The organism is Corallococcus sp. AB032C (genome assembly GCF_003668935.1).
In the GTDB taxonomy this organism is placed as follows: domain Bacteria; phylum Myxococcota; class Myxococcia; order Myxococcales; family Myxococcaceae; genus Corallococcus; species Corallococcus exiguus.
In genome coordinates, this window is sequence record NZ_RAWP01000049.1 from 47,574 (window position 1) to 66,978 (window position 19,405).

Annotated in this window: 16 protein-coding genes; 10 read left to right on the forward strand and 6 right to left on the reverse strand. The window is 69.5% G+C overall.

Translation table 11 applies throughout. The features are described from left to right. Positions 1-17 precede the first annotated feature (17 nt). From D7X99_RS21965 to D7X99_RS21985, 5 genes are all read left to right on the forward strand, one after another. Positions 18-1,172 (forward strand): YcaO-like family protein, encoded by a 1,155-nt coding sequence (locus D7X99_RS21965; RefSeq protein WP_121779475.1) that lies wholly within the window; start codon positions 18-20, stop codon positions 1,170-1,172. Positions 1,173-1,336: 164 nt separating this feature from the next. Beyond that, complete coding sequence (locus tag D7X99_RS21970; RefSeq protein WP_121779476.1) at positions 1,337-2,506, forward strand: TfuA-like protein; 1,170 nt, start codon at positions 1,337-1,339, stop codon at positions 2,504-2,506. Between the two features lie 379 nt (positions 2,507-2,885). Beyond that, positions 2,886-4,763 (forward strand): serine/threonine-protein kinase, encoded by a 1,878-nt coding sequence (locus D7X99_RS21975; protein ID WP_121779477.1) that lies wholly within the window; start codon positions 2,886-2,888, stop codon positions 4,761-4,763. A 120-nt stretch (positions 4,764-4,883) separates the two neighbouring features. Beyond that, a complete protein-coding gene (locus tag D7X99_RS21980; RefSeq protein WP_121779478.1) occupies positions 4,884-5,792 on the forward strand; it encodes a DUF2381 family protein in 909 nt (302 codons plus the stop codon). 54 nt (positions 5,793-5,846) lie between these two features. Then, the gene (locus D7X99_RS21985; protein WP_121779493.1) at positions 5,847-6,620 is read left to right on the forward strand and encodes a DNA methyltransferase; all 774 of its coding nucleotides are present in this window, start codon (positions 5,847-5,849) and stop codon (positions 6,618-6,620) included. Here D7X99_RS21985 and D7X99_RS21990 read toward each other — a convergent pair. Beyond that, positions 6,599-7,237: a hypothetical protein gene (locus D7X99_RS21990; protein ID WP_120563741.1), complete on the reverse strand. Its 639-nt coding sequence runs from the start codon at positions 7,235-7,237 to the stop codon at positions 6,599-6,601. The two genes, D7X99_RS21985 and D7X99_RS21990, sit on opposite strands and share 22 nt — an antisense overlap. A gap of 71 nt (positions 7,238-7,308) precedes the next feature. Between D7X99_RS21990 and D7X99_RS21995 the strand changes: the two genes are divergently transcribed. The 3 genes from D7X99_RS21995 (at position 7,309) to D7X99_RS22005 (ending at position 11,108) form a co-directional block, all read left to right on the forward strand. Then, positions 7,309-8,586 (forward strand): dicarboxylate/amino acid:cation symporter, encoded by a 1,278-nt coding sequence (locus D7X99_RS21995; RefSeq protein ID WP_121779479.1) that lies wholly within the window; start codon positions 7,309-7,311, stop codon positions 8,584-8,586. A 74-nt stretch (positions 8,587-8,660) separates the two neighbouring features. Continuing rightward, positions 8,661-9,143 (forward strand): peptidylprolyl isomerase, encoded by a 483-nt coding sequence (locus tag D7X99_RS22000; RefSeq protein ID WP_121779480.1) that lies wholly within the window; start codon positions 8,661-8,663, stop codon positions 9,141-9,143. Positions 9,144-9,212: 69 nt separating this feature from the next. Next, complete coding sequence (locus D7X99_RS22005) at positions 9,213-11,108, forward strand: OPT family oligopeptide transporter (protein WP_121779481.1); 1,896 nt, start codon at positions 9,213-9,215, stop codon at positions 11,106-11,108. Positions 11,109-11,117: 9 nt separating this feature from the next. Here D7X99_RS22005 and D7X99_RS22010 read toward each other — a convergent pair whose 3' ends face one another. The 3 genes from D7X99_RS22010 to fusA all read right to left on the reverse strand — a co-directional run bounded on the left by D7X99_RS22010 (position 11,118) and on the right by fusA (position 16,302). Continuing rightward, positions 11,118-12,032, reverse strand: a complete 915-nt coding sequence (locus D7X99_RS22010) for a flagellar motor protein MotB (RefSeq protein WP_121779482.1) — start codon at positions 12,030-12,032, stop codon at positions 11,118-11,120. A 110-nt stretch (positions 12,033-12,142) separates the two neighbouring features. Next, positions 12,143-14,080 (reverse strand): ABC-F family ATP-binding cassette domain-containing protein, encoded by a 1,938-nt coding sequence (locus D7X99_RS22015; RefSeq protein ID WP_121779483.1) that lies wholly within the window; start codon positions 14,078-14,080, stop codon positions 12,143-12,145. A 104-nt stretch (positions 14,081-14,184) separates the two neighbouring features. Then, positions 14,185-16,302 (reverse strand): elongation factor G, encoded by a 2,118-nt coding sequence (gene fusA, locus D7X99_RS22020; RefSeq protein ID WP_121779484.1) that lies wholly within the window; start codon positions 16,300-16,302, stop codon positions 14,185-14,187. Positions 16,303-16,459: 157 nt separating this feature from the next. Here fusA and D7X99_RS22025 point away from each other — a divergent pair, with 157 nt between their 5' ends. After that, positions 16,460-16,822: a nuclear transport factor 2 family protein gene (locus D7X99_RS22025; protein ID WP_120580644.1), complete on the forward strand. Its 363-nt coding sequence runs from the start codon at positions 16,460-16,462 to the stop codon at positions 16,820-16,822. Between the two features lie 10 nt (positions 16,823-16,832). Then, on the forward strand, positions 16,833-17,171 hold the full coding sequence (locus D7X99_RS22030; RefSeq protein WP_121779485.1) for a hypothetical protein: 339 nt from the start codon (positions 16,833-16,835) through the stop codon (positions 17,169-17,171). 18 nt (positions 17,172-17,189) lie between these two features. Here D7X99_RS22030 and sthA read toward each other — a convergent pair whose 3' ends face one another. Continuing rightward, the gene (gene sthA, locus D7X99_RS22035) at positions 17,190-18,593 is read right to left on the reverse strand and encodes a Si-specific NAD(P)(+) transhydrogenase (protein ID WP_121754399.1); all 1,404 of its coding nucleotides are present in this window, start codon (positions 18,591-18,593) and stop codon (positions 17,190-17,192) included. A 45-nt stretch (positions 18,594-18,638) separates the two neighbouring features. Further along, on the reverse strand, positions 18,639-19,405 hold a 767-nt coding region (locus D7X99_RS22040; protein WP_147476215.1), incomplete at its 5' end, for a pseudouridine synthase.

The window sequence follows — 19,405 nt, forward strand, 5'->3', positions numbered from 1 at the left end:
CCGTGTCGACTGCCTCGATGGATTCCGTCTCCCCCGCCTTCCTCGATGCCCTGGCCCGTGGCCTGGGAGTGACCCGGGTCGCGCGAGTCACCGGCCTGGACCGCACCGGCGTGGAGGTCGCATGCGCGGTGCGTCCAGGTGGACACGTGCTCCAGGTGTGTAATGGCAAGGGGCTGACCTTCGACGCCGCGGCCCGGGGCGCGCTCTTCGAGACCGCGGAGCTGTGGGCGGCGGAGACGGTGCGGCCGGAGCGGCTGCGCTGGGGCTCCCGGACGGAGCTGGAGCGGGAAGGCGACACGGTCTGGGGCGTGGAGGCGCTCGGGTCGGCGGGCGCGGTGGTGGTGCCGAGGCTCGCGGGGCCGGAGGTGCGGCTGGCGTGGTGCGAGGCGCGGACGCTGGACGGGGACGAGCGGGTCTGGGTGCCGGCGCAGGGGGTGTACTGCCCGCCCTCGGGGACGGTGGAGCTGGGGCCGGTGTCGGTGGCGTGGACGACGAATGGATCCGGGGCGCATCCGGAGTCGGATCCAGCGCTGCTGCACGCGTTGCTGGAGGCCACGGAGCGGGACCAGCTGTCTCGGGCGTTGCCGGAGGGCTGGTCGGAGGAGGGCGTGGTGGGGCGGATGCTGCGGCCGGAGGGTCTGGAGGACGGAGCCCCGCGAACGGCCGCGCTGCGGGAAGCGCTGAGGGCCCAGGGGTTCCGGGCCTACCTCTTCGATGTGACGCCAGCGCCCCGGACGAAGGGCAGGGTGGGGCTGCCCGTGGCCGCGGCGGTGCTGGTGGACGCGGACGAGGGCCCGGTGCCGCTCACGGCCGGCTATGCGTGCGCGATGGACCGGGATGAGGCCTTGTTGAAGGCCTTGCTGGAGGCGGCGCAATCGCGGCTGACGGACATCCACGGAGCCCGTGAGGACGTGGCGGCGGCGGACCGCGATGCGGCGTTGGGGTTCGCGCAGGCGCTGTCAGAGGTGCGGCCCCGTCGTGGAGTGGACGCGATGCCGGACGTGGTGGACCGGCGCGCGAAGACCGCGGCGGCGAAGGTGCGCACGGTGTTGTCGCTGCTGGGCGGCGCGGGATTCACAAGGGTGGCGGGCGTGGCGCTGGACGCACCGGTGCCCGGGCTGCACGTGTGGAAGGTCGTGGTGCCGGGCATGCGCGTGTCGGAGCTCCTGTGAAGCGGCGGTCAGGTGTGAAGAGGGCAGGGGCCGTGAGTGTCCCGGATGCCGCGAGCGGGCCTGCGCGTGAAGGGGCTCGCGTGAAGCGCAGGGGTACCGGGTCCACGGATGCAGGGGGCCTGGCAGCAGGGCACGACGCGGGGCCTGCGCGTGAAGGGGCTCGGGTGAAGCGCCGGCCGGAAGACCTGGTGGTGTTCCTGGGGCCCTCGTTGCCCGCGGACGAGGCCCGGCGGATCGCACCGTGCACGGTGTTGCCTCCCGCGAGGCAGGGCGACGTGTGGCGGGCGCTGTCGCTCAAGCCCCGCGCGCTGGTGCTGGTGGACGGAGTCTTCGAGGCGCAGCCGTCCGTGTGGCATCACGAACTGCTCGCGGCGCTGGAGGCGGGCGTGGCCGTCTTCGGCGGAGGCAGCATGGGTGCGCTGCGAGCCTCGGAGCTGTCCGAGCACGGCGTGGTCGGTGTGGGCCGCATCTTCGGCTGGTATCGCGACGGCGTGGCGGTGGACGACTCGGAGGTGGCGCTGCTGCACGCGGACGCCGAACACGGTTGGCGTCCCCTCACCGTGCCCCTGGTGAACGTGCGTCACGCGGCGGAGCTGGCGCTAAAGGCGCGAGTGCTGGGGCGCGCGGGTGCCAAGGCCCTGGTGGACGCGGCCGCGGGAGTCTTCTACCAGGAGCGTTCCTGGCCCCGGATCCGCGAGGCAGTGGAGCCCGCGTGGACGCGGCCCGTGCGCGAAGCCTGGGACGCCTGGTTCACGGGAGGCGTGGAGGACCTCAAGCGGCTGGACGCCATCGAGTGCGTGCGCGCGGGTGCGGAGTTCGTGAGCCGGGCGCCTCCGACGCAACCTGGAGCGCGGCGCAATCCTTCGTCGCTGGTGCGGCGCCGGCGCTTGATGGAGGACGTGACGCGCGTGGGCTCGCGCGCCGTGGACTCCGGGCGCGTGATGGAACTGCTGCGCGGCGCGCCCGATGCGGAGGCCTGGGCGGAGGCGGGCCTGCGGCGGGCATTGCTCGCGGGCTGGGCGCGTTCGCTGGGGCTCGACGCGACGGAGGAGGAGATCGCAGCGGAAGAGGCCGCGTGGTGGAACGAGCGGAAGGTTCGTGCCTCGCGCCGTGCGGCCTTCCTCGCCGCGAACGGGCTGGATGCGCTGGAGCTGCGCCGCTTGTGCGAAGCCCGCGCGATGGAGCGCCTGGCCTTGAAGCACGCGTCGCGGCTCCTTCCGGATGGTCCTTCCTGGGACGAAGCCCTGGCTTCCGAAGCCCGCATGGGAGGCCAGTGGGAACAGGCCGCCCGAGCCCTGGCGGAAGCAGACGACGCGTCCGACGAAGGCGAATAGCCGGCCGGAGACGCATCCCCGCGCAATCCCAGCCAGGGCCCGCCGTCACATCCGGACGGGCTGAAACCTGTTTCACGAAACCCAGGCTGCCTGGCGGGTTGGACGCCTGTTCAGGGGCGACCCTCCTGCTGCGTCACGAAAAAACGTGACAGCCCCGCAGGGCCAGATAGGGTCAACCCCGGAGGTTGTCCGCATTGAGCACCGCTCCCTGGGTGGTTCCGCCAAGTGGGTCCGCGCCGTCATCGGCTGGGCACACTCGCGGATTGCGGGGAATCCGACCTCCGCGGTGGGATGTGGCAGGGAAGGCGCCCTCGCCGGTCTTGAAACCCCGGGTGGTCGTCCCCACCTCCCAGGTTGTGTCACGGCTTGAGTCAGCGGCATGACCACGCCACTCCACCCGGACCAGCTTGAAGTCGGCCACCACGTCGGCCCCTGGCGAATCGTCGGGACGCTTGGTGCGGGAGGCTTCGGCCGGGTGTTCAAGGTGGAGCGGGGCGGGCATGTCTACGCGCTGAAGCTCGCGTTGCGTCCGGCGAACCAGCACGCCAGCGATGAAGAGGACGTCAACGGGCGGATCGCGCGGGAGGTGGCGGCGCTGCTCGCGTGCGCGCCGCATCCCAACCTGCCGCGCGTGCACGCCGTGGATCGCTGGCCGGAGCCACCGGACGGCTACCTCTTCCACGTCACCGACTTCGTGGACGGAGAGACGTTCCACGAGTGGCGCTGGCGGGTGAAGCCCTCCGCCGCGCACCTGCTGACTGTCTACACGGAGGTCGTGCGGGTGGTGGCGGATCTCCACCGCAGGGGCGTGCATCACCGCGACCTCAAGTCGGACAACCTGCTCATCCGCCGCCTGGACGAGCGCCCCATCCTCATCGACCTGGGCACGGCGCGCATCCCCGGAGCCTCCACGCTGACGGTGGGCGTGGCGCCCGCGTCGCCGCACCTCCTGCCGCCGGAGTGCGTGACGTTCCTGCGTGAGGGCTCCTGGAAGGCCGGCGCGAACTTCGACGCGGGCATTCCGGGCGACCTGTACGCGCTGGGCGCGCTGCTCTACGAGTCCCTGACGGACGGCTACGCCTTCGACCCACGCCTTCCCTACGAACGGTTGCTGCCCGCCATCGAGACGGTGGTGCCGCGCGCTCCGAAGGACATCAACCCCAAGGTCCCCTCCAGCCTGTCGGACATCGCGATGCGGCTGCTCTCCAAGCGCCCCGAGGATCGCTACTCGGGAACGGAGACGCTGCTGCAGGCGCTCTGGGACGCCGCGAAGGACAAGCGCCACGCGGACTGGAAGGTCTCGCTGGACGTCCCGGCGGATCCGGATGCGTCCGGGCTGGACCGGGGCGTCGTGTCGCTGTCGCAGTTCCCTGGGGGGGCCACGGCGCTGACAGCGCAAGCCCGGGAGTCAGCGCCCGCGGAACCGTCCTCACCCGCGGAGGCCGTCGAGCCGAAGCGGCGCCGTCGTTCCGGCGCGGTGCTCGGCCTGGGAGTACTGCTGCTCGGCTTCTTGATTTTCGGGCTGGCGAGACTGACGCCGGACCGTCCTCCACCTGTTGTCGCGCCTGTGTCTGAGAAAGGAAGTTCGTCCGTGACACCAACCCCGAGTCTTCCCGATGCCGCCGTGCTCGCGGTGGCGTCTTCGCCGGATGCGGGCGTTTCCGCTGCGGTGGAGCCGACTCCGTCCGTGCCACCCGAGGCCGCGAGCGCGCTCGCGAAACCCCCGCGTGGAGATGGCGGCGTCATGCGGAAGGTCGCAGGAGCGGCCGTGGCGGCCTGCGTGGGCATGTCCTGCGCGGGAGGCAGTGCCAACACGCGCAATCTTGAAGGCGAACCGTGCCCGGCGGGAGCCAAGGAGGCCATGAGGGCGCTGAAGAACGCAGGCCGCGCCAATATGAGCTATGTCTACCTGAGGGAGTCCGAGAACGGGTACATGTCGCTGCGTGATCAAGAGCCCATCCAAGGCATCATCCATTACGATGGCCACGCACCCGGTGAACTGCCAGGCCGGTCGATCATGAGGGGCCGCGCGGTGTTTGAACCCGGATTCACACGGCTCCTCTTCACCGAGGCCACCCTACCTGGAGGGAAGGTCGTCCCCATCTGCATGGAGTACCAAGACAGCAATACCCGCCAGTACGGCTTTCCCCAGGCCCAGTCCAATTACCCGGAGGACACCGCGACTGTCCGGCATACGCCGATCCGGTTGTTCTACGTGGTGGGGGTCGGGCGCCTCCTCCGTCCGAACGAGGACTGACCCTTCGACGCGTTGACGCCTACTCACGGCGATGGGTCATCATCGCGCGGGGGCGCCTCTAACGCCTCGTGGTAGAAGGAACCCTCTGCCGCCCCCCCGGTTCGAGGAGCCCTTCCCACCGTGCCCTCCTGTCTGTTCGTCGTGCTTCCTCTGTTGCTCTGGTCGTCCCATGTCCTGGCGGCTTCTCCCGGTGCGAAGGATGCAGTTGAGGGAACGCTCCGGATGGAAGTGGGAGCCGAGGCCTCGGGGCTACGTCCCATCCGTATCGGGCCTGGGGTAAGCACGACGCTGCTCTTCGATACCGACATCCAGCAGGACCAGGTGAACCTGGAGTCGCGAGCCCAGTTCGCGCGGGTGAGCACGGGCAGTTCGGTTCTGGTCCTCGTTCCAGCCAATGACTTGCGGCAGGGAAGCGTCTTGACGCTGGCCATTCCCTTCAAGGATGCGGGTTCGACGCTGCCTGCAAGGCTGTCATTGACCCTGGTGGTGGATTCCGGCGCCGTGGATCGACAGGTGGAAGTCTACCGGCGTGCACGTTCCTCGGAGTCGTACCTCCAGGAAGTACAGCAACTGCGCGCGGAGCTCGAACGCTTGCGACAGGAACGCGGTTCCCCGGCGGGAGGCGCGAGCGAACAGGTGGGACTTCGCGAGCTCCTGACCACGACGCTGGTGGTTCCTGGCATCGCAATGCAGCCACAGGCGGGCCGCCTCGACTGCAGGCGGCAGTGCTCATTGCTGGTGGACAAAGGGGCGTCGTTCACGTGGGGACGGCGACGTGTGCTTCAGGTGTCGCTGAAGGCAGCCGACAAGAAGCCATGGACCATCGGGCGGGCCGTGCTGGTGGACCGGCAGGGAAAGGAGTTGCGGTCCTCTCCGCCCTTCCAATCCGGACCCATCACGAACGAATCCTACGTCACCGTGGTGCTGGAGTTCGAAGCGAACAGCCTGGACCGGGAGGGCTATCAACTGAGCGTCACGGATGCGGATGGCGTCCGGACGGTGCAGTGGAGTGGCATCTCTTTCCCCTGAGTCCGAATCCCGGTACCCCCTGTCCCCATGCCGGGTAGGGTGCGGCTCCACACGATGACCTTCGACCTCACGCCCGAATCCCTGCGCTGCGTCCGCGCCGACGCGCGCGAGCCCGAGGGCTACCGGGCCGTCCTCGGCGACACCCGCGCCTCGCTGCTCCACACGGATCCGCCCTATTGCCTGCTCACCCGGCGCCGCAAGGGCGGGGACCTGCGCGACCCCCGCGCGAACAAGAAGATCGACCGCAACCCCATCGTCCGCTTCGAGTCCGTGCGCGACTACCGCGTCTTCTCCGAGGCCTGGCTCACGCGCGCAACCGCGCACCTCACCCCCGACGCGCCCCTCATCATCTGGACCAACCTGCTGGGCAAGGAGCCCATCCTCACCGCCGCGCACGGCCTGGGCTACACCCACCTGCGCGGCGAATACGTCTGGGGCAAGCGCACCACCGACAAGAACGCCAACGAGCAGCTCCTGCGCGTCTACGAGGTCGCCCTCGTCATCGCCCGCACGCCCGCGCCGCCGCTCGCCCTGGGGGACGCCCCCACCGTGTGGGCCGTCGTCGGCGGCTACGACGATGACGCCGAGGCCGTGCAGTGGGGCGGCCACCCGCACCACAAGCCCTTCTCCGTGCTGGAGCCCCTGGTCCGCACCTGGAGCCTCCCCGGCGACACCGTGTTGGATCCGTTCGCCGGCAGCGGTTCCATGCCGTCCGCCGCCCTGCGCCTGGGCCGCCGCCCCGCCTGCATGGAGGTCGAACCCGAGTGGGCCGAGCGCGTCACCCACCGCCTGCGCGAAACCGCCCGTCAGCTGGCCAGCGCCCGGTAGAAGCGCGTCTCGCTCCACAGGGGCACGTCCGTGGGACGGTGGCCCCACCAGTTCATCACCAGCGTGCGCCGCTCGCGTGAAGGCCCCGGCAGCTTGCCGTCCGGCACCTGGTTGTCCGCGTCCAGCACCCCGTGCGTCAGCGTCCCGTCGAACACCACCAGCCGGTTGGGGCGCGGCGCCACCAGCGTCAAATCCTCCAGCCGGTCCGGCGCGAGCGACGGGTTGTCTTCACACGGCAGCTCCCGCGTCACCGCCAGCGCGCCGCCCCGCACCCGGTTGAGGAACAACACCGACGAGCGCACCGGGTGCACCAGCTTCCCCGTGGCCAACGCCAGGCGCTCGTCCCGGTCCTGGTGGAAGTCCACCCGCACGTCCGTGGCCCGCATCCGGGACAGCCACCACTCCACGCCCGCAATCTTCCAGCCCTTCGTCACCCGGGGCCGCAGCGTGTGGATGACCTCCTCCACCACGTTCTCCGGGGGCCCGAAGGCGTACCAGAACGTCGTCTGGTACGTGTGACGCAGGCGCTCTCCCTTCAGGTCCCCCACGCGGCGTGACAGCCGTTGGAAGAGGGTCGGGGGCAGGGCGGGCTCGGTGAGCTGGACGAGGGATTCCACGATGGGGCGGAAGCTTTCCCCCGAACGCGAGGTGGGCGCCACTCCCTTTCACCGGTAGGCTTCGCCCCCTCATGAAGCCCCATCAGAAGATGCTCCTCGGCATTTCCGCCGGCGCGGTGGCCGGGCTCGTCTGCAACGCCGTGTTCGGGAGCGCGGACTGGCTCATCTGGCTCGTCGAGCACGTCACCAACCCGCTGGGGCAGATCTTCATCCGCCTGCTCCTGATGCTCGTCGTGCCGCTCCTGTTCTCCGCGCTCGTCGTGGGCGTGGCGGAGCTGGACTTGAAGCAGGTGGGCCGCCTGGGCGCCCGCACGCTGGGCTACACCGTCGTCTTCTCCGTCATCTCCGTGCTCATCGGCCTGTTGCTCGTCAACACGCTGAGGCCGGGGGACGGCTTGAGCGACGAGGCCCGCGCCCTGGCCCGCACGGGCACGACCATCAAAGCCGCGCCGCCCCCCGGGGACACCTCCATGGGCGCGCTCTTCATGTCCATGGTGCCCACCAACCCGCTGAAGGCCGCGGCGGACGGGGACATGATTGGCCTCATCGTCTTCTCGCTCATCTTCGGCCTGGGCCTGGCGCTCACCCCGGGCGAGCCCGCGCAGCGGCTCAAGGACGTCATCCAGGGCCTCTATGACGTGATGATGAAGCTCATCGATGGAGTGCTCCAACTGGCGCCCGTGGGCGTGGGCGCGCTCCTGTTCTCCATGACGGCGCGCCTGGGCTTCCACATCCTGGGACAGCTGGCGTCGTACGTGGGCGTGGTGCTGCTGGCGTTGGGCATCCACATGTTCGTCGTGTACTCGCTGTCCGTGCGCTTCCTGGGCGGACGCAACCCGGTGGAGTTCTTCCGCTCCTGCCGGCTGGCCATCGTCACCGCGTTCTCCACGTCCTCCTCCAGCGCGACGCTGCCCACCGCCCTCAAGGTGGCGGAGGAGAACCTCAAGCTGCCGCGCAACGTGTCGCGCTTCGTGCTCACCGCCGGCTCCGCGATGAACCAGAACGGCACCGCGCTCTTCGAGGGCGTCACCGTCCTCTTCCTCGCGCAGGTGTATGGCGTTCCGCTGGACCTCACGCAGCAGGCGACCATCATGTTCATCTGCGTGCTGGCGGGCATTGGCACCGCGGGCGTGCCGGCGGGCTCCATCCCCGTCATCGCCATGATTCTGGGCATGTTCCACATCCCCGTGGAGGGCCTGGGCCTCATCCTCGGCGTGGACCGCTTCCTGGACATGTGCCGCACCGTGCTCAACGTCACCGGAGACCTGGCGGCCGCCGTGTACGTGTCGCGCGGCGAGCCCCCCGACCGGCCGGTCGGCGAGGAGGCGGCGCAGTCCCCCACCGCCTGACGTGGCGTCACCCCGGTTCCACCTTTGACCGAAGTCCCCTCCGCCGTCTTTCGAATCCAAGGAGCTTCAGCCGCATGAAAGTCGCCAACGGTCGCGTCGTCGCCCTCGATTACCGCCTCCACATGGGAGACGGGCAGATCATCGACCAGAGCGCCCCGAATCAGCCGCTCGCCTATCTGCACGGGCACAAGCAGATCGTCCCCGGACTTGAGGGCGCGCTGGAAGGCCTGGGAGTGGGGGACAGCAAGCAGGTGGTGGTGACCCCGGAGAATGGCTACGGCATCCACAAGCCGGAGGGCGTGCGCAACGTCGCTCGCACCATGCTGCCCAGCACCTACCTGCCCCAGGTGGGCGGCACGCTGATGGCCCAGACGGAGGACGGCGACGTCCCCCTGCGCATCATCGCCGTGAACCCGGACTCCGTCGTGGTGGACTTGAACCACCCGCTCGCCGGCAAGACGCTCCACTTCGACGTCACCGTGCGCGAAGTGCGTGACGCGACGCAGGAAGAGCTGGCGCACGGCCACGTCCACGGGCCGGGCGGCGCGCACGGGTAGCGGCTTTTCCAACCGGAGGGCACGGAGCGTTTCGTGACCTCGGGGGGCGTGCACTATCTTGCGCCCCCCATGGTTCCTCCCGTCCCGAACCCCAGCCAGCTCCGCGTCCCCGCGCCCGACCCCGGCGCCGTCCCCGAACGGCCCGGCGCCTCCGCGGCCATGGATCCGGAGCTGTACTGGCGGGAGCACGTCTACCAGGGCGGAGCGCGGCAGCTCACCGTGCGCGCCGTCATCGCCGGGATGCTCATTGGCGCGGTGATGTGTCTGTCCAACCTCTACGTCATCCTCAAGACGGGCTGGAGCCTGGGCGTCACCATCACCGCGTGCATCCTGGCCTTCGCGGTGTTCGGCACGCTGCGCTCGCTGAAGCTGCTGCGCAACGAGTTCACCGACCTGGAGAACAACGCCATGGGCTCCGTGGCGTCCGCCGCGGGCTACATGACGGGCGGCGGCAACATGGCCGCGGTGCCCGCGCTGCTGATGCTCACCGGCACGCTGCCGTCGTCCGGCTGGCTGATGGTGTGGTTCGCCGTCATCTCCGCGCTGGGCGTCTTCGCCGCCATCCCCATCAAGCGCCAGCTCATCAACATTGAAGCGCTCCCGTTCCCCACGGGCACGGCCACCGCGGAGACCATCCGCGCGCTGCACGGCCACGGCGAGGTGGCCCGCCGCAAGTCGCGCCTGCTGGGTCTGGCGGGGCTGGTGGGCGCGCTGCTGGTGTTGGTGCGCGACGCGCGCTTCACCTGGCTGAAGAACCTGCCGGAGAAGGTGAGCCTGCCGTTCAGCATCCTCGGACGCGAGGCGGGCAAGTGGTCCCTGTCGTTCGACTTCAGCCTGCTGCTCATCGGCGCGGGCGCGCTGGTGAACTTCCGCACCGGCTGGTCCATGTTGCTGGGCGCCATCCTCAACTACGGCTTCCTCGCGCCGGCCATGGTCGCCCAGGGCGTCATCCCGGAGGTGACGTACAAGGCCATCAACAGCTGGTCGCTGTGGACGGGCTCCGCGGTGCTGGTGTCGTCCGGCCTGCTGTCGTTCGCGTTCCAGTGGAAGAGCGTGGTGCGCTCGTTCTCCGCGCTGGGCGGGCTGGTGGGGATGAAGCCCAAGGAGGGCGCGCGTGTGGATCCGCTGGCGGACATCGAGTGTCCCCCGGCGTGGTTCCCCCTGGGCTTCGCGCTCCTGGGCCCGGTGGCCGTCTTCCTCATGGTCCACCTGTTCCAGATTCCCTGGTGGGCGGGCGTGCTCGCGCTGCCCCTGGCGGTGGTGATGGGCGTCATCGCGTCGCGCGTGACGGGCGAGACGGACACCACGCCCACCAAGGCGCTGGGCCCTGTCACCCAGCTCATCTTCGGGGGACTGGCGCCGGGCAACATCCCCGCCAACGTGATGAGCGCCAACGCCACGGGCGGCGTGGGGCTGCACTCGGCGGACCTGCTCACGGACCTGAAGTCCGGGTGGCTGTTGGGCGCGTCGCCGCGTCAGCAGTTCGTCGCGCAGCTGTTCGGCGTGGTCGCGGGCGCCCTGGTGGTGGTGCCCATCTTCAAGCTGCTGGTGCCCACCGCGGACGTGCTAGGCACGGAGCAGTTCCCCGCGCCCGCGTCCATGGTGTGGGCTGGCGTGTCGAAGATGCTCGCCTCGGGCGTGTCCGCGCTGCACCCCACCGCGCGCCTGGGCGCCCTGTGCGGCGCGCTGCTGGGCATCACGCTGGTGCTGCTGGAGCGCTGGGCCCATCCGAAGGTGAAGGCCTTCATCCCCACCGCGTCCGGCCTGGGGCTGGCCATCGTCATCCCCGGCTCCAGCTCCATCAGCCTCTTCGTGGGCGCGGCGCTGGCGGCGTTCCTCCGGCGCACGAAGCCGAAGCTCGCGGAGGACGCGGTGCTGCCCGTCAGCTCCGGGTTCATCGCGGGCGAAAGCCTCCTGGGCATCGCCATCGCCATGGTGAAGGCCTTCGGCTTCATGCCGAAGTAGGGGGCCTGCTCAGTCCACCTTGCTGGTGGCCCAGGACACGCCCGCGACGAAGCGGAAGGTGGGCGTGTCGAACCCCGCGCCCACGCCCGGGCCGCCCATCACATACAGGTCCAGGCTGGACAGGGCATGGCGGCGGATGGCGATGAGCAGCTCCGCCCCCACCCGGCCTCCGTTCAGCGGGATGCCCGTGAGCACGCTTACCTCGCCGCGCGTCAGCTCGCCGTGGAGCGACGTCACCGTGGCGCCCAATCGCAGCTCATTGCCAGCGATGTCGCGCGGGTCGTAGGACACGGGGCCCAGGTCCTGGCGCTTGCGCAGGAAGATGCCGGCCTCGCCGCCCACCTGGAAGCCCTCGCCCACGTAGCCCAACTGCAGACGCGGCTGCCACGCGTAGTCCTCGTGCGCCTGCGCCGCGCGGCTGCCCACCGGCAGTCCCGCGGTGAACCCCACCGAGAGGTTGATGGGGGCGCCCTTCGTCTGGCGGAGCACCGCGGCCCGGGCCGTCAGCCACGGCGTGGCGATGCCCCCGGAGTTCGGCCCGTAGTACTCCAACGTGGGCTTTCCCCCCTGCGTCAGGACGAGGGGCAGCTCACCGCCCACCTCCAGCCACGACAGCACGCCGAAGCCCACCGTCAGGTGGGCGGTCATCTTGTTCTCCACCAGGCCCGTGCCCTCGCCGGGCTCCCAGCGCGTCTGGAAATGCAGGGGCAGCTGCTCGTAGTGGTAGTTCAACGCCACACGCAATTGCCCTGCCTCCAGCGTCCGCCCCGTCCCCACCACCAGCGAGCCCAGCGCCGCCGGGTCCAGGCGAAGCCGTTGCAGGTCGAACATGGGCAGCGGGCTCTTGGGGCCGCTTTCCAGGGCGTGGGCGGAGAAGGGGAGGGACAGCAGGGCTGCGGTGAGGACCGAGGCCGGACGGAACACGTGACGACTCCCGAGGCGGAGGGACGCGGACTCTAGCCAGAGTCCCCCCGCCCGAAAATCATGCACGGAGTGCAGCGAATTGTGGGTTCCTCCACGAACAAGCTGTCACGTCAGGCCGTGCCGGCCGCCAGGTCCTGCAATTCCTGCCATCGCGTATAGAGCCGATCCACTTCAGCGGTGGTGGCTTCCAGGGCCTGATTGACTTCCGCCACCTTGGAGCCCTGGCTGTAGACGGCGGGGTCGGCCAGCTTCGCCTCCAGCTCCGCCTTGCGCTTCTCCGCGGTCTCGATGGTGGCCTCCATGCCGTCCAGCTCGCGCTGGTCCTTATAGGAGAGCTTCCCGAGCTTCTTCTGGGCGGGCTTCTGGGCGGGCTCCTCGCGGGCCTCGTCCTTCCTCGGCTCGTCCTTCTTCAGCGCGGCGGCCTTGAGCGCGGCGGCCCGCGACTGCTCGCGCAGCCGCTTGTACATGTCGTAGTTGCCCTCGTAGCGGGTGACCTTGCCCTCGCCGTCGAAGGAGAGGATGGCGGTGGCCACCTTGTCGAGGAAGTACCGGTCGTGCGTCACCAGCAGGGTGCTGCCGGCGAAGTCCAGGAGCAGGCGCTCCAGGATGTTGAGGGTGACGATGTCCAGGTCGTTGGTGGGCTCGTCCAGCACCAGCACGTTGGCGCCTTCCAGGAACAGCCGCGCCAGCAGCAGCCGGTTGCGCTCGCCGCCGGACAGCGCGCCCACCTTCATGCGCTGCATGGGTACCGGGAAGAGCAGGTCCTCCAGGTAGTCGCGCAGGGCCACCCTCCGGTCCGCCAGCTCCACGTGGTCCTCGCCGTTGGAGGCCGCGTCGTACACCGTCTGCTCCGGGTCCAACTGGGCGCGCTGCTGATCGTAGTAGGCGACCTTGGTGTTCTTCCCGATGACGAGCTTGCCGCTGTCCGCGGGAATCTCCCCCAGCATCACGCGCAGGAAGGTCGTCTTGCCCACGCCGTTGGGCCCCAGGAAGCCCACGCGCTCGCCGCGCTGGAGGCGGAAGTCCACGCCGTCCAGCACCTTGCGCTCGCCGAAGGACTTCTTCAGCCCTTCCGCCTCGATGACGGTGTGGCCCAGCCGCGGCGCCGCCACCACCTTCAAGTCCGCCACCTTGGGGCGCTGGAAGCCCTTCTCCGCCAGCAGCTTCTGCGCCCTTTCGATGCGGGCCTTGCTCTTGGTGCGCCGCGCCTCCGGGCCCTTGCGCAGCCACGCCACCTCCTGGGCAATCCAGCGTCCGCGCTTGTGCTCCGCCGTCTCCGCGTTCTCCTGGGCCACGAGCTTCTGCTCCACGTAGGCCGCGTAGTTGCCGGGGTAGGAGATGAGGCCGCCGCCGGGCTGGATCTCCACGATGCGGTCCACCAGGTCGTCCAGGAAGTAGCGGTCGTGCGTGACGAGCAGGAGCGCCCCGGGCAGCTTGTCCAGCTCGTCCTCCAGCCAGTCCACGGTGTCCGCGTCCAGGTGGTTGGTGGGCTCGTCCAAGAGCAGCAGGTCCGGGCGCGTGAGCAACGCGCGGGCAATGGCCACGCGCTTCTTCAGGCCTCCGGACAGCTGGGCCACGGGCCGGTCCCAGTCCTTCACGCCCAGGCGGTCCAAGAGCGTCTTCGCGTGGTGCTCCGTGTCCCATCCGCCCGCCTGTTCAATCCGGTCGCTCAGCGCGGACAGCTGCTCCAGCATCTTCTGGGTGGCGTGCGCGGGGTCCGCCTCCAGCTTCCGGGACAGCTCCGCGTGCGCGTCCAGCGCCTCCTTCAGCGGCGCCTGGGACACGGCCAGCTCGCTCTGCACGGTGGCGCCTTCGGGGAACTCCGGCTCCTGGGGCAGGTAGGTGACGCGCGCGCCCCGGCGCAGCTGCAGCTCGCCCAGGTCCGGCTTCGCCGCGCCGGCCAATATCTTCATCAGGGATGACTTGCCGGAGCCGTTGACGCCCACGAGGCCCACGCGCTCGCCCTCCTCGATGGTGAAGGTGAGGCCCTCGAAGACGGTGCGGCTGCCGAAGGCGAGCTGGACGTTGGCGGCGCGAAGCAGCGTCACGGAAAGGAACCTTTCGAAAAGGGGGACGGAAGAAAGCGAAAGGGCGCCCCCCACATGAAGCGGGGAGCGCCCTTCCTACAGCCAGTGCGGCGTGGGCACCCGGACTACTTGCGGGCAGCCTGCTCCGCGGCCTGCTTCTCCTTGTACTGCGCCATCAGGGCCTCCGCCTCGTTGCGCGGGACCGGCGAGTACCGGGCGAACTCCATCGTGAACTCGCCCTTGCCCTGGGTCGCGGAGCGCAGGTCGGTGGAGTAGCCGAACATCGTGTTCAGCGGCACTTCCGCCACGGCCGTGACGTAGCCCTCGGCGGTGCCCGTCTCCAGGATGGTGCCGCGGCGCTGGTTCAGCTGGCCGACGACGGAACCCTGGAAGTCTTCCGGAGCCGTGACTTCGACCTTCATGATCGGCTCGAGGATGATCGGCTTGGCGGCGGCGTAGCCCTCGCGGAAGCCCATGATGGCGGCCGTCTTGAACGCCATTTCGGACGAGTCCACCGCGTGGAACGCGCCGTCGTTGATGACCACGCGCAGGCCCACCACGGGGAAGCCGATGAGGCTGCCCTTCTTCACGGCCTCCGTGAAGCCCTTGTCGCACGCGGGGATGAACTCGCGCGGGATGGAGCCACCGACGATGTCGTCCACGAACTCGTACTGCTGCACGGCGTCCGAGGGCAGGGGCTCCACGTAGCCGCACACGCGCGCGAACTGGCCGGAACCACCGGTCTGCTTCTTGTGCGTGTACGCGAACTCGCCCTTCTGGGAGATGGTCTCGCGGTACGCCACCTGGGGCTTGCCGGCGACCACTTCGCAGTCGTACTCGCGCTTCATGCGCTCGATGTAGATCTCCAGGTGCAGCTCGCCCATGCCGCTGATGATGGTCTGCGCGGACTCTTCGTCACGGTGCACGCGGAAGGTGGGGTCTTCCTTGTGGAAGCGGTTGAGCGCCTTGGAGAAGTTGGTCAGCTTGTCGCGGTTCTTCGGCGTCACCGCCAGGGAGATCACCGCGTCCGGCACGAACATGGACGTCATCGTGTAGTTCACGGTGCCGTCGGTGAACGTGTCGCCGGAGGCGCACTCGATGCCGAACAGCGCGACGATGTCGCCGGCCGTGGCCTCGCTCACGTCGTGCATTTCCGACGCGTGCATGCGGACGATGCGGGGAACCTTGACCTTCTTCTGGTTCACCTGGTTGAAGATGAAGTCACCCTTGCTCACCTTGCCCTGGTAGATGCGCATGTAGGTGAGCTGGCCGTAGCGGCCGTCTTCCAGCTTGAACGCCAGGCCGACGAAGGGCTTGGACGCGTCCGACTCCAGGATGATCTTGGCCTCGTTGTTCTTCTGGTCGAGGGCCTCGTTGGTCGCTTCCTTGGGGTTCGGCAGGTAGCTGCACACCGCGTTCAGGAGCAGTTGCACGCCCTTGTTCTTGTACGCGGAGCCGCACATCACCGGCGTCATCTTCAGCGCGATGGTGGCCCGGCGCACGGCGGCGCGGAGCTGCTCCTCGTCGATGGCGCCCGGATCCATGAGGAACGCCTCGCCCAGCACGTCGTCGACGTTGGCGATGCCCTCGATCATCTCGTCGCGGCGCAGCTTCGCCTCGTCGAGCATGTCCGCGGGGATGGCCTCCTCGCGCACGGTCTCGCCGTTCTCACCATCGAAGTAGAACGCCTTCATGGAGAGCAGGTCGATGAGGCCCTGGAAGCGGTCCTCCGCGCCGATGGGGTACTGGAGCTTCACCGCGTGGTGGCCCAGCTTCTCCTTCAGCTGCGCGGCGACGCGGTCGTAGTTCGCGCCCGAGCGGTCCATCTTGTTGATGAACGCGATGCGCGGAACCTTGTAGCGCTTCATCTGGCGGTCCACCGTGATGGACTGCGACTGCACGCCCGACACGGAGCAGAGCACCAGGATGGCACCGTCGAGAACGCGGAGCGCGCGCTCCACCTCGATGGTGAAGTCCACGTGTCCCGGCGTGTCGATCAGGTTGATGTTGTATTCGCCCCACATCGCGTACGTGGCGGCGGACTGGATGGTGATGCCCTTCTCACGCTCCAGGTCCATCGAGTCCATGATCGCGCCCACGCCGTCCTTGCCGCGGACCTCGTGGATCTCGTGGATCTTGCCCGTGTAGAACAGGATGCGCTCGGAGAGCGTCGTCTTGCCCGAGTCGATGTGGGCAGAGATACCGATGTTACGAATCTTCTCGATGGGTACGTTGGAGGCCACGATCCGGTCCTTCTTCTATTGAAAAAATTGCCTGAGGGAACAGAGCAGGCGGGGCCCTTACTTCCCACAGGACCCAGTTACCAGACAAATCCGCATGACGCGGGGCGTACATCCGCCTACTTTCCGCCGTCCCCGTTCCGACTGAGGTCTCATAACAATGAGCGCGAGCGAAAACTTCTCACTGGCCAGGGCCTGGCTCAAGGCCTTCAACGCCCACGACGTCACCGCCCTGGTAGCGCTGTACGCGGAGGATGCAACACACACCTCGCCCAAGATTCGCGTCCTGCATCCGGAGACGGGCGGGCGCCTGGTGGGCCGGCCGGCCCTGGAGCAGTGGTGGAGGGACGCCATCGCCCGGCTGCCGGGCTTGCGCTACGAGGAGACGGCCCTCACGGCGGACGGGGACCGGGTGTTCATGGAGTACCTGCGCCACGCGCCCAACGAGGCCCCCCTGCCGGTGGCGGAGGTGCTGGAAGTGAAGGGCGGGCGCATCGTCGCGTCACGCGTCTACCACGGCTAAGGTGCCCCCCATGGCGACCCCCAATTTCGACCGGGACTTTGGATACCTGCTGCCCTTCATGGACAAGGTGGCGGCGGCCGCCTCGGACCTGCCGGACGCCTCCGCCCGCGAGGAGCTGGTGCGGCTGGTGGCGGAGGAGAAGGTCCGCTGGACGCGCATCCGGGAGCTGCTCCAGGGCGCCACGGGGCAGGGCGGCGCCTCCAAGGGGCCCGCTCAGAAGGCTTCTGCCTCGAAGGCCCCATCGCCCGCCGCCGCGCCCCCGCTGGCCCGGGTGTCCGCGGACGGCGTGAACCGGGTGGCCCAGCGCGAGGCGGGCTTCACGGTGGGAAGCCTCAAGGACTCGCGCTAGGCCCGGGTCCGGTGCGGATCAGGTGCTGCTCACCCGCACCTGGTCCAACGCGTCGTAGGTGGCGGCCTTGTAGGCCTCAGACAGCGTCGGGTAGTTGAAGCAGGTCTCCACGAAGAGCTGCGCGGTGGAGCCGGTGAGCAGCGCGGTGAGCCCCACGTGCACCAGCTCCGAGGCCTGCTCGCCCAGCACGTGCACGCCCAGGAGCTTCAGGTCGTCGCGGTGGAAGAGCAGCTTCAGCAGGCCCTGTCGCTCCCCGATGATCTGCCCGCGCGGGTTGGTTTCGAAGGTGGCGCGGCCGACCACGTAGGGGACGCTGCGCGCGCGCAGGGACTCCTCCGTGTCGCCGGCCATGGACACCTCCGGGATGGTGTAGATGCCGTAGGGCAGGATGGGCGTGAGCGTGCGCTTGCCCGGGCCGAACGCGTGCTCCACCGCGATGCGGGCCTGCTCCATGGACGTGGAGGCCAGCGCGGGGAAGCCGATGACGTCCCCCACCGCGTAGATGTGCGGCACGGCCGTCTGGTACGCGAGCCCCACTTCAATCTGGCCGCGCTTGCCCTGCTTCACGCCCAGCGCCTCGATGCCCAGGCCCGCGGTGTTCGAGGTGCGGCCGGAGGCGACCAGCACCTGATCCGCCTCCAGCACCTCGCCGGTGGACAGCTTCAGGCGGATGGGCTCCTCGTGGGACTCCGGGACGTGCGCGGACTCCACGGTCTGGCCCAGGCGCAGCCGCACGCCCAGCGTCTCCATGCAGTCGCGCAGCACCTGCCCCACTTCGGCGTCCAGGAAGGACAGGAGCTCGTTCTTCACCTCCACCAGCGTCACCGGGATGCCCAGCGCGGCGAACATGCACGCGTACTCGCAGCCGATGACGCCGCCGCCCACCACCACCAGCGTGCGGGGCAGGGTGGTGATGTCGAGGATTTCATCCGAGTCGTGCACGCGCGGGTCGCCGAAGGGGTACAGCGGCGGGCGGTACGGGCTGGAGCCGGTGGCGATGAGGACGGTGCCGGCGGTGAGCCGGGCGACCTCCGCGCCGTCGCGCTTCACCGCGACGGTGTGCGCGTCCGCGAAGGAGCCGGCGCCCTGGAACAGCGTCACGCCGTGGCGCTGGAGGTTCTTGTGGATGCGCTCGCGCTCCATCTGCTTCACGCGGCGCTCGCGGAAGAGGAAGTCGGAGACGGTGGCCTCGTGGCGCAGCGTCGCGTCCACGCTGTAGAGGCCGCGCGCCTTGAAGCCGGACAGGTGCAGTGCCGTCTCGCGCAGCGTCTTGGAGGGGAGGGTGCCGGTGTTGGCCGCGGTGCCTCCGAGCACCGGCTCCCGCTCCACCACCGCCACCCGCTTCCCCGCGAGAGAGGCCTGCACCGCGCCCCATTCACCCGCGGGGCCTGATCCGATGACCACCAGGTCGAAGTCCGCCATGGGCCGCACCCTAACCCCACCCCGGGGGGCCAGGGCACCGGGAAGTCAGCCCCGGCCCGAGTAATTCAGCTTCTCGCGGACCTCCTCCTCGGTGAGGAGGCGGAAGCCGCCCTCGGGGATGTCTTCCAGGGTGATGTCGCCCACGGCCTCCCGGTGAAGCGCGCGGGCAGGCAGCCCCACGACGCCCAGCATGCGCTTCACCTGGTGGTGGCGGCCTTCGGTGAGAATCACCTCCACCGTGTGCTCGTCGCGCACGCGCACCACGGCGGGGCGGGTGGGGCCGTCATCCAGCATCATCCCCTGGCGCAGCGGCTCCACCTTCGCGTCGTCCGCGGTGCTGAACACCGTGGCGACGTAGCGCTTGGGCAGGTTCGTCTCCGGGGACGTGGCGTGGGCCACCAGCTTGTCGTCGTTGGTGAAGAGCAAGAGGCCCGTGGTGTCCACGTCCAGCCGGCCCACGGCGTGCCAGGTGAAGCGGTTCAGCTCCAGGGGCAGTTGGGGCAGGAGGAGTTCGAACACCGTGCCCGTGCGGTGCTGGCGCGCCGTGGAGGTCAGCACCCCCGCGGGCTTGTGGAAGGCCAGCACGTGCGTGGGCGCTCCCTTGCGCACCGGGTGCCCGTCCACCTTGATGACGGCGTCGGGAGGCACGGGAGTCAGCGGCGTGGTCGCCACGCGGCCGTTGACGGTGACACGGCCCGCCTTGATGGCGGCGTCGGCCTCGTCTTGGGGCATGGCACCCGCGCGGGCGAGCGCGCGGGAGAGCCAGTCCGGCTTCTCCTTGCCCTCCCAGCGGTTGGGGCGGGGCGGGGACT

Excerpts from the sequence above, each read along its gene's own strand:
- D7X99_RS21965 (WP_121779475.1), top strand. The coding sequence starts at position 18 with ATGGATTCCGTCTCCCCCGCCTTCCTCGATGCCCTGGCCCGTGGCCTG.
- D7X99_RS21975 (WP_121779477.1), top strand. The coding sequence starts at position 2,886 with ATGACCACGCCACTCCACCCGGACCAGCTTGAAGTCGGCCACCACGTC.
- D7X99_RS21985 (WP_121779493.1), top strand. The coding sequence starts at position 5,847 with ATGACCTTCGACCTCACGCCCGAATCCCTGCGCTGCGTCCGCGCCGAC.
- D7X99_RS21995 (WP_121779479.1), top strand. The coding sequence starts at position 7,309 with ATGAAGCCCCATCAGAAGATGCTCCTCGGCATTTCCGCCGGCGCGGTG.
- D7X99_RS22000 (WP_121779480.1), top strand. The coding sequence starts at position 8,661 with ATGAAAGTCGCCAACGGTCGCGTCGTCGCCCTCGATTACCGCCTCCAC.
- D7X99_RS22005 (WP_121779481.1), top strand. The coding sequence starts at position 9,213 with ATGGTTCCTCCCGTCCCGAACCCCAGCCAGCTCCGCGTCCCCGCGCCC.
- D7X99_RS22025 (WP_120580644.1), top strand. The coding sequence starts at position 16,460 with ATGAGCGCGAGCGAAAACTTCTCACTGGCCAGGGCCTGGCTCAAGGCC.
- D7X99_RS22030 (WP_121779485.1), top strand. The coding sequence starts at position 16,833 with ATGGCGACCCCCAATTTCGACCGGGACTTTGGATACCTGCTGCCCTTC.
- sthA (WP_121754399.1), bottom strand. The coding sequence starts at position 18,593 with ATGGCGGACTTCGACCTGGTGGTCATCGGATCAGGCCCCGCGGGTGAA.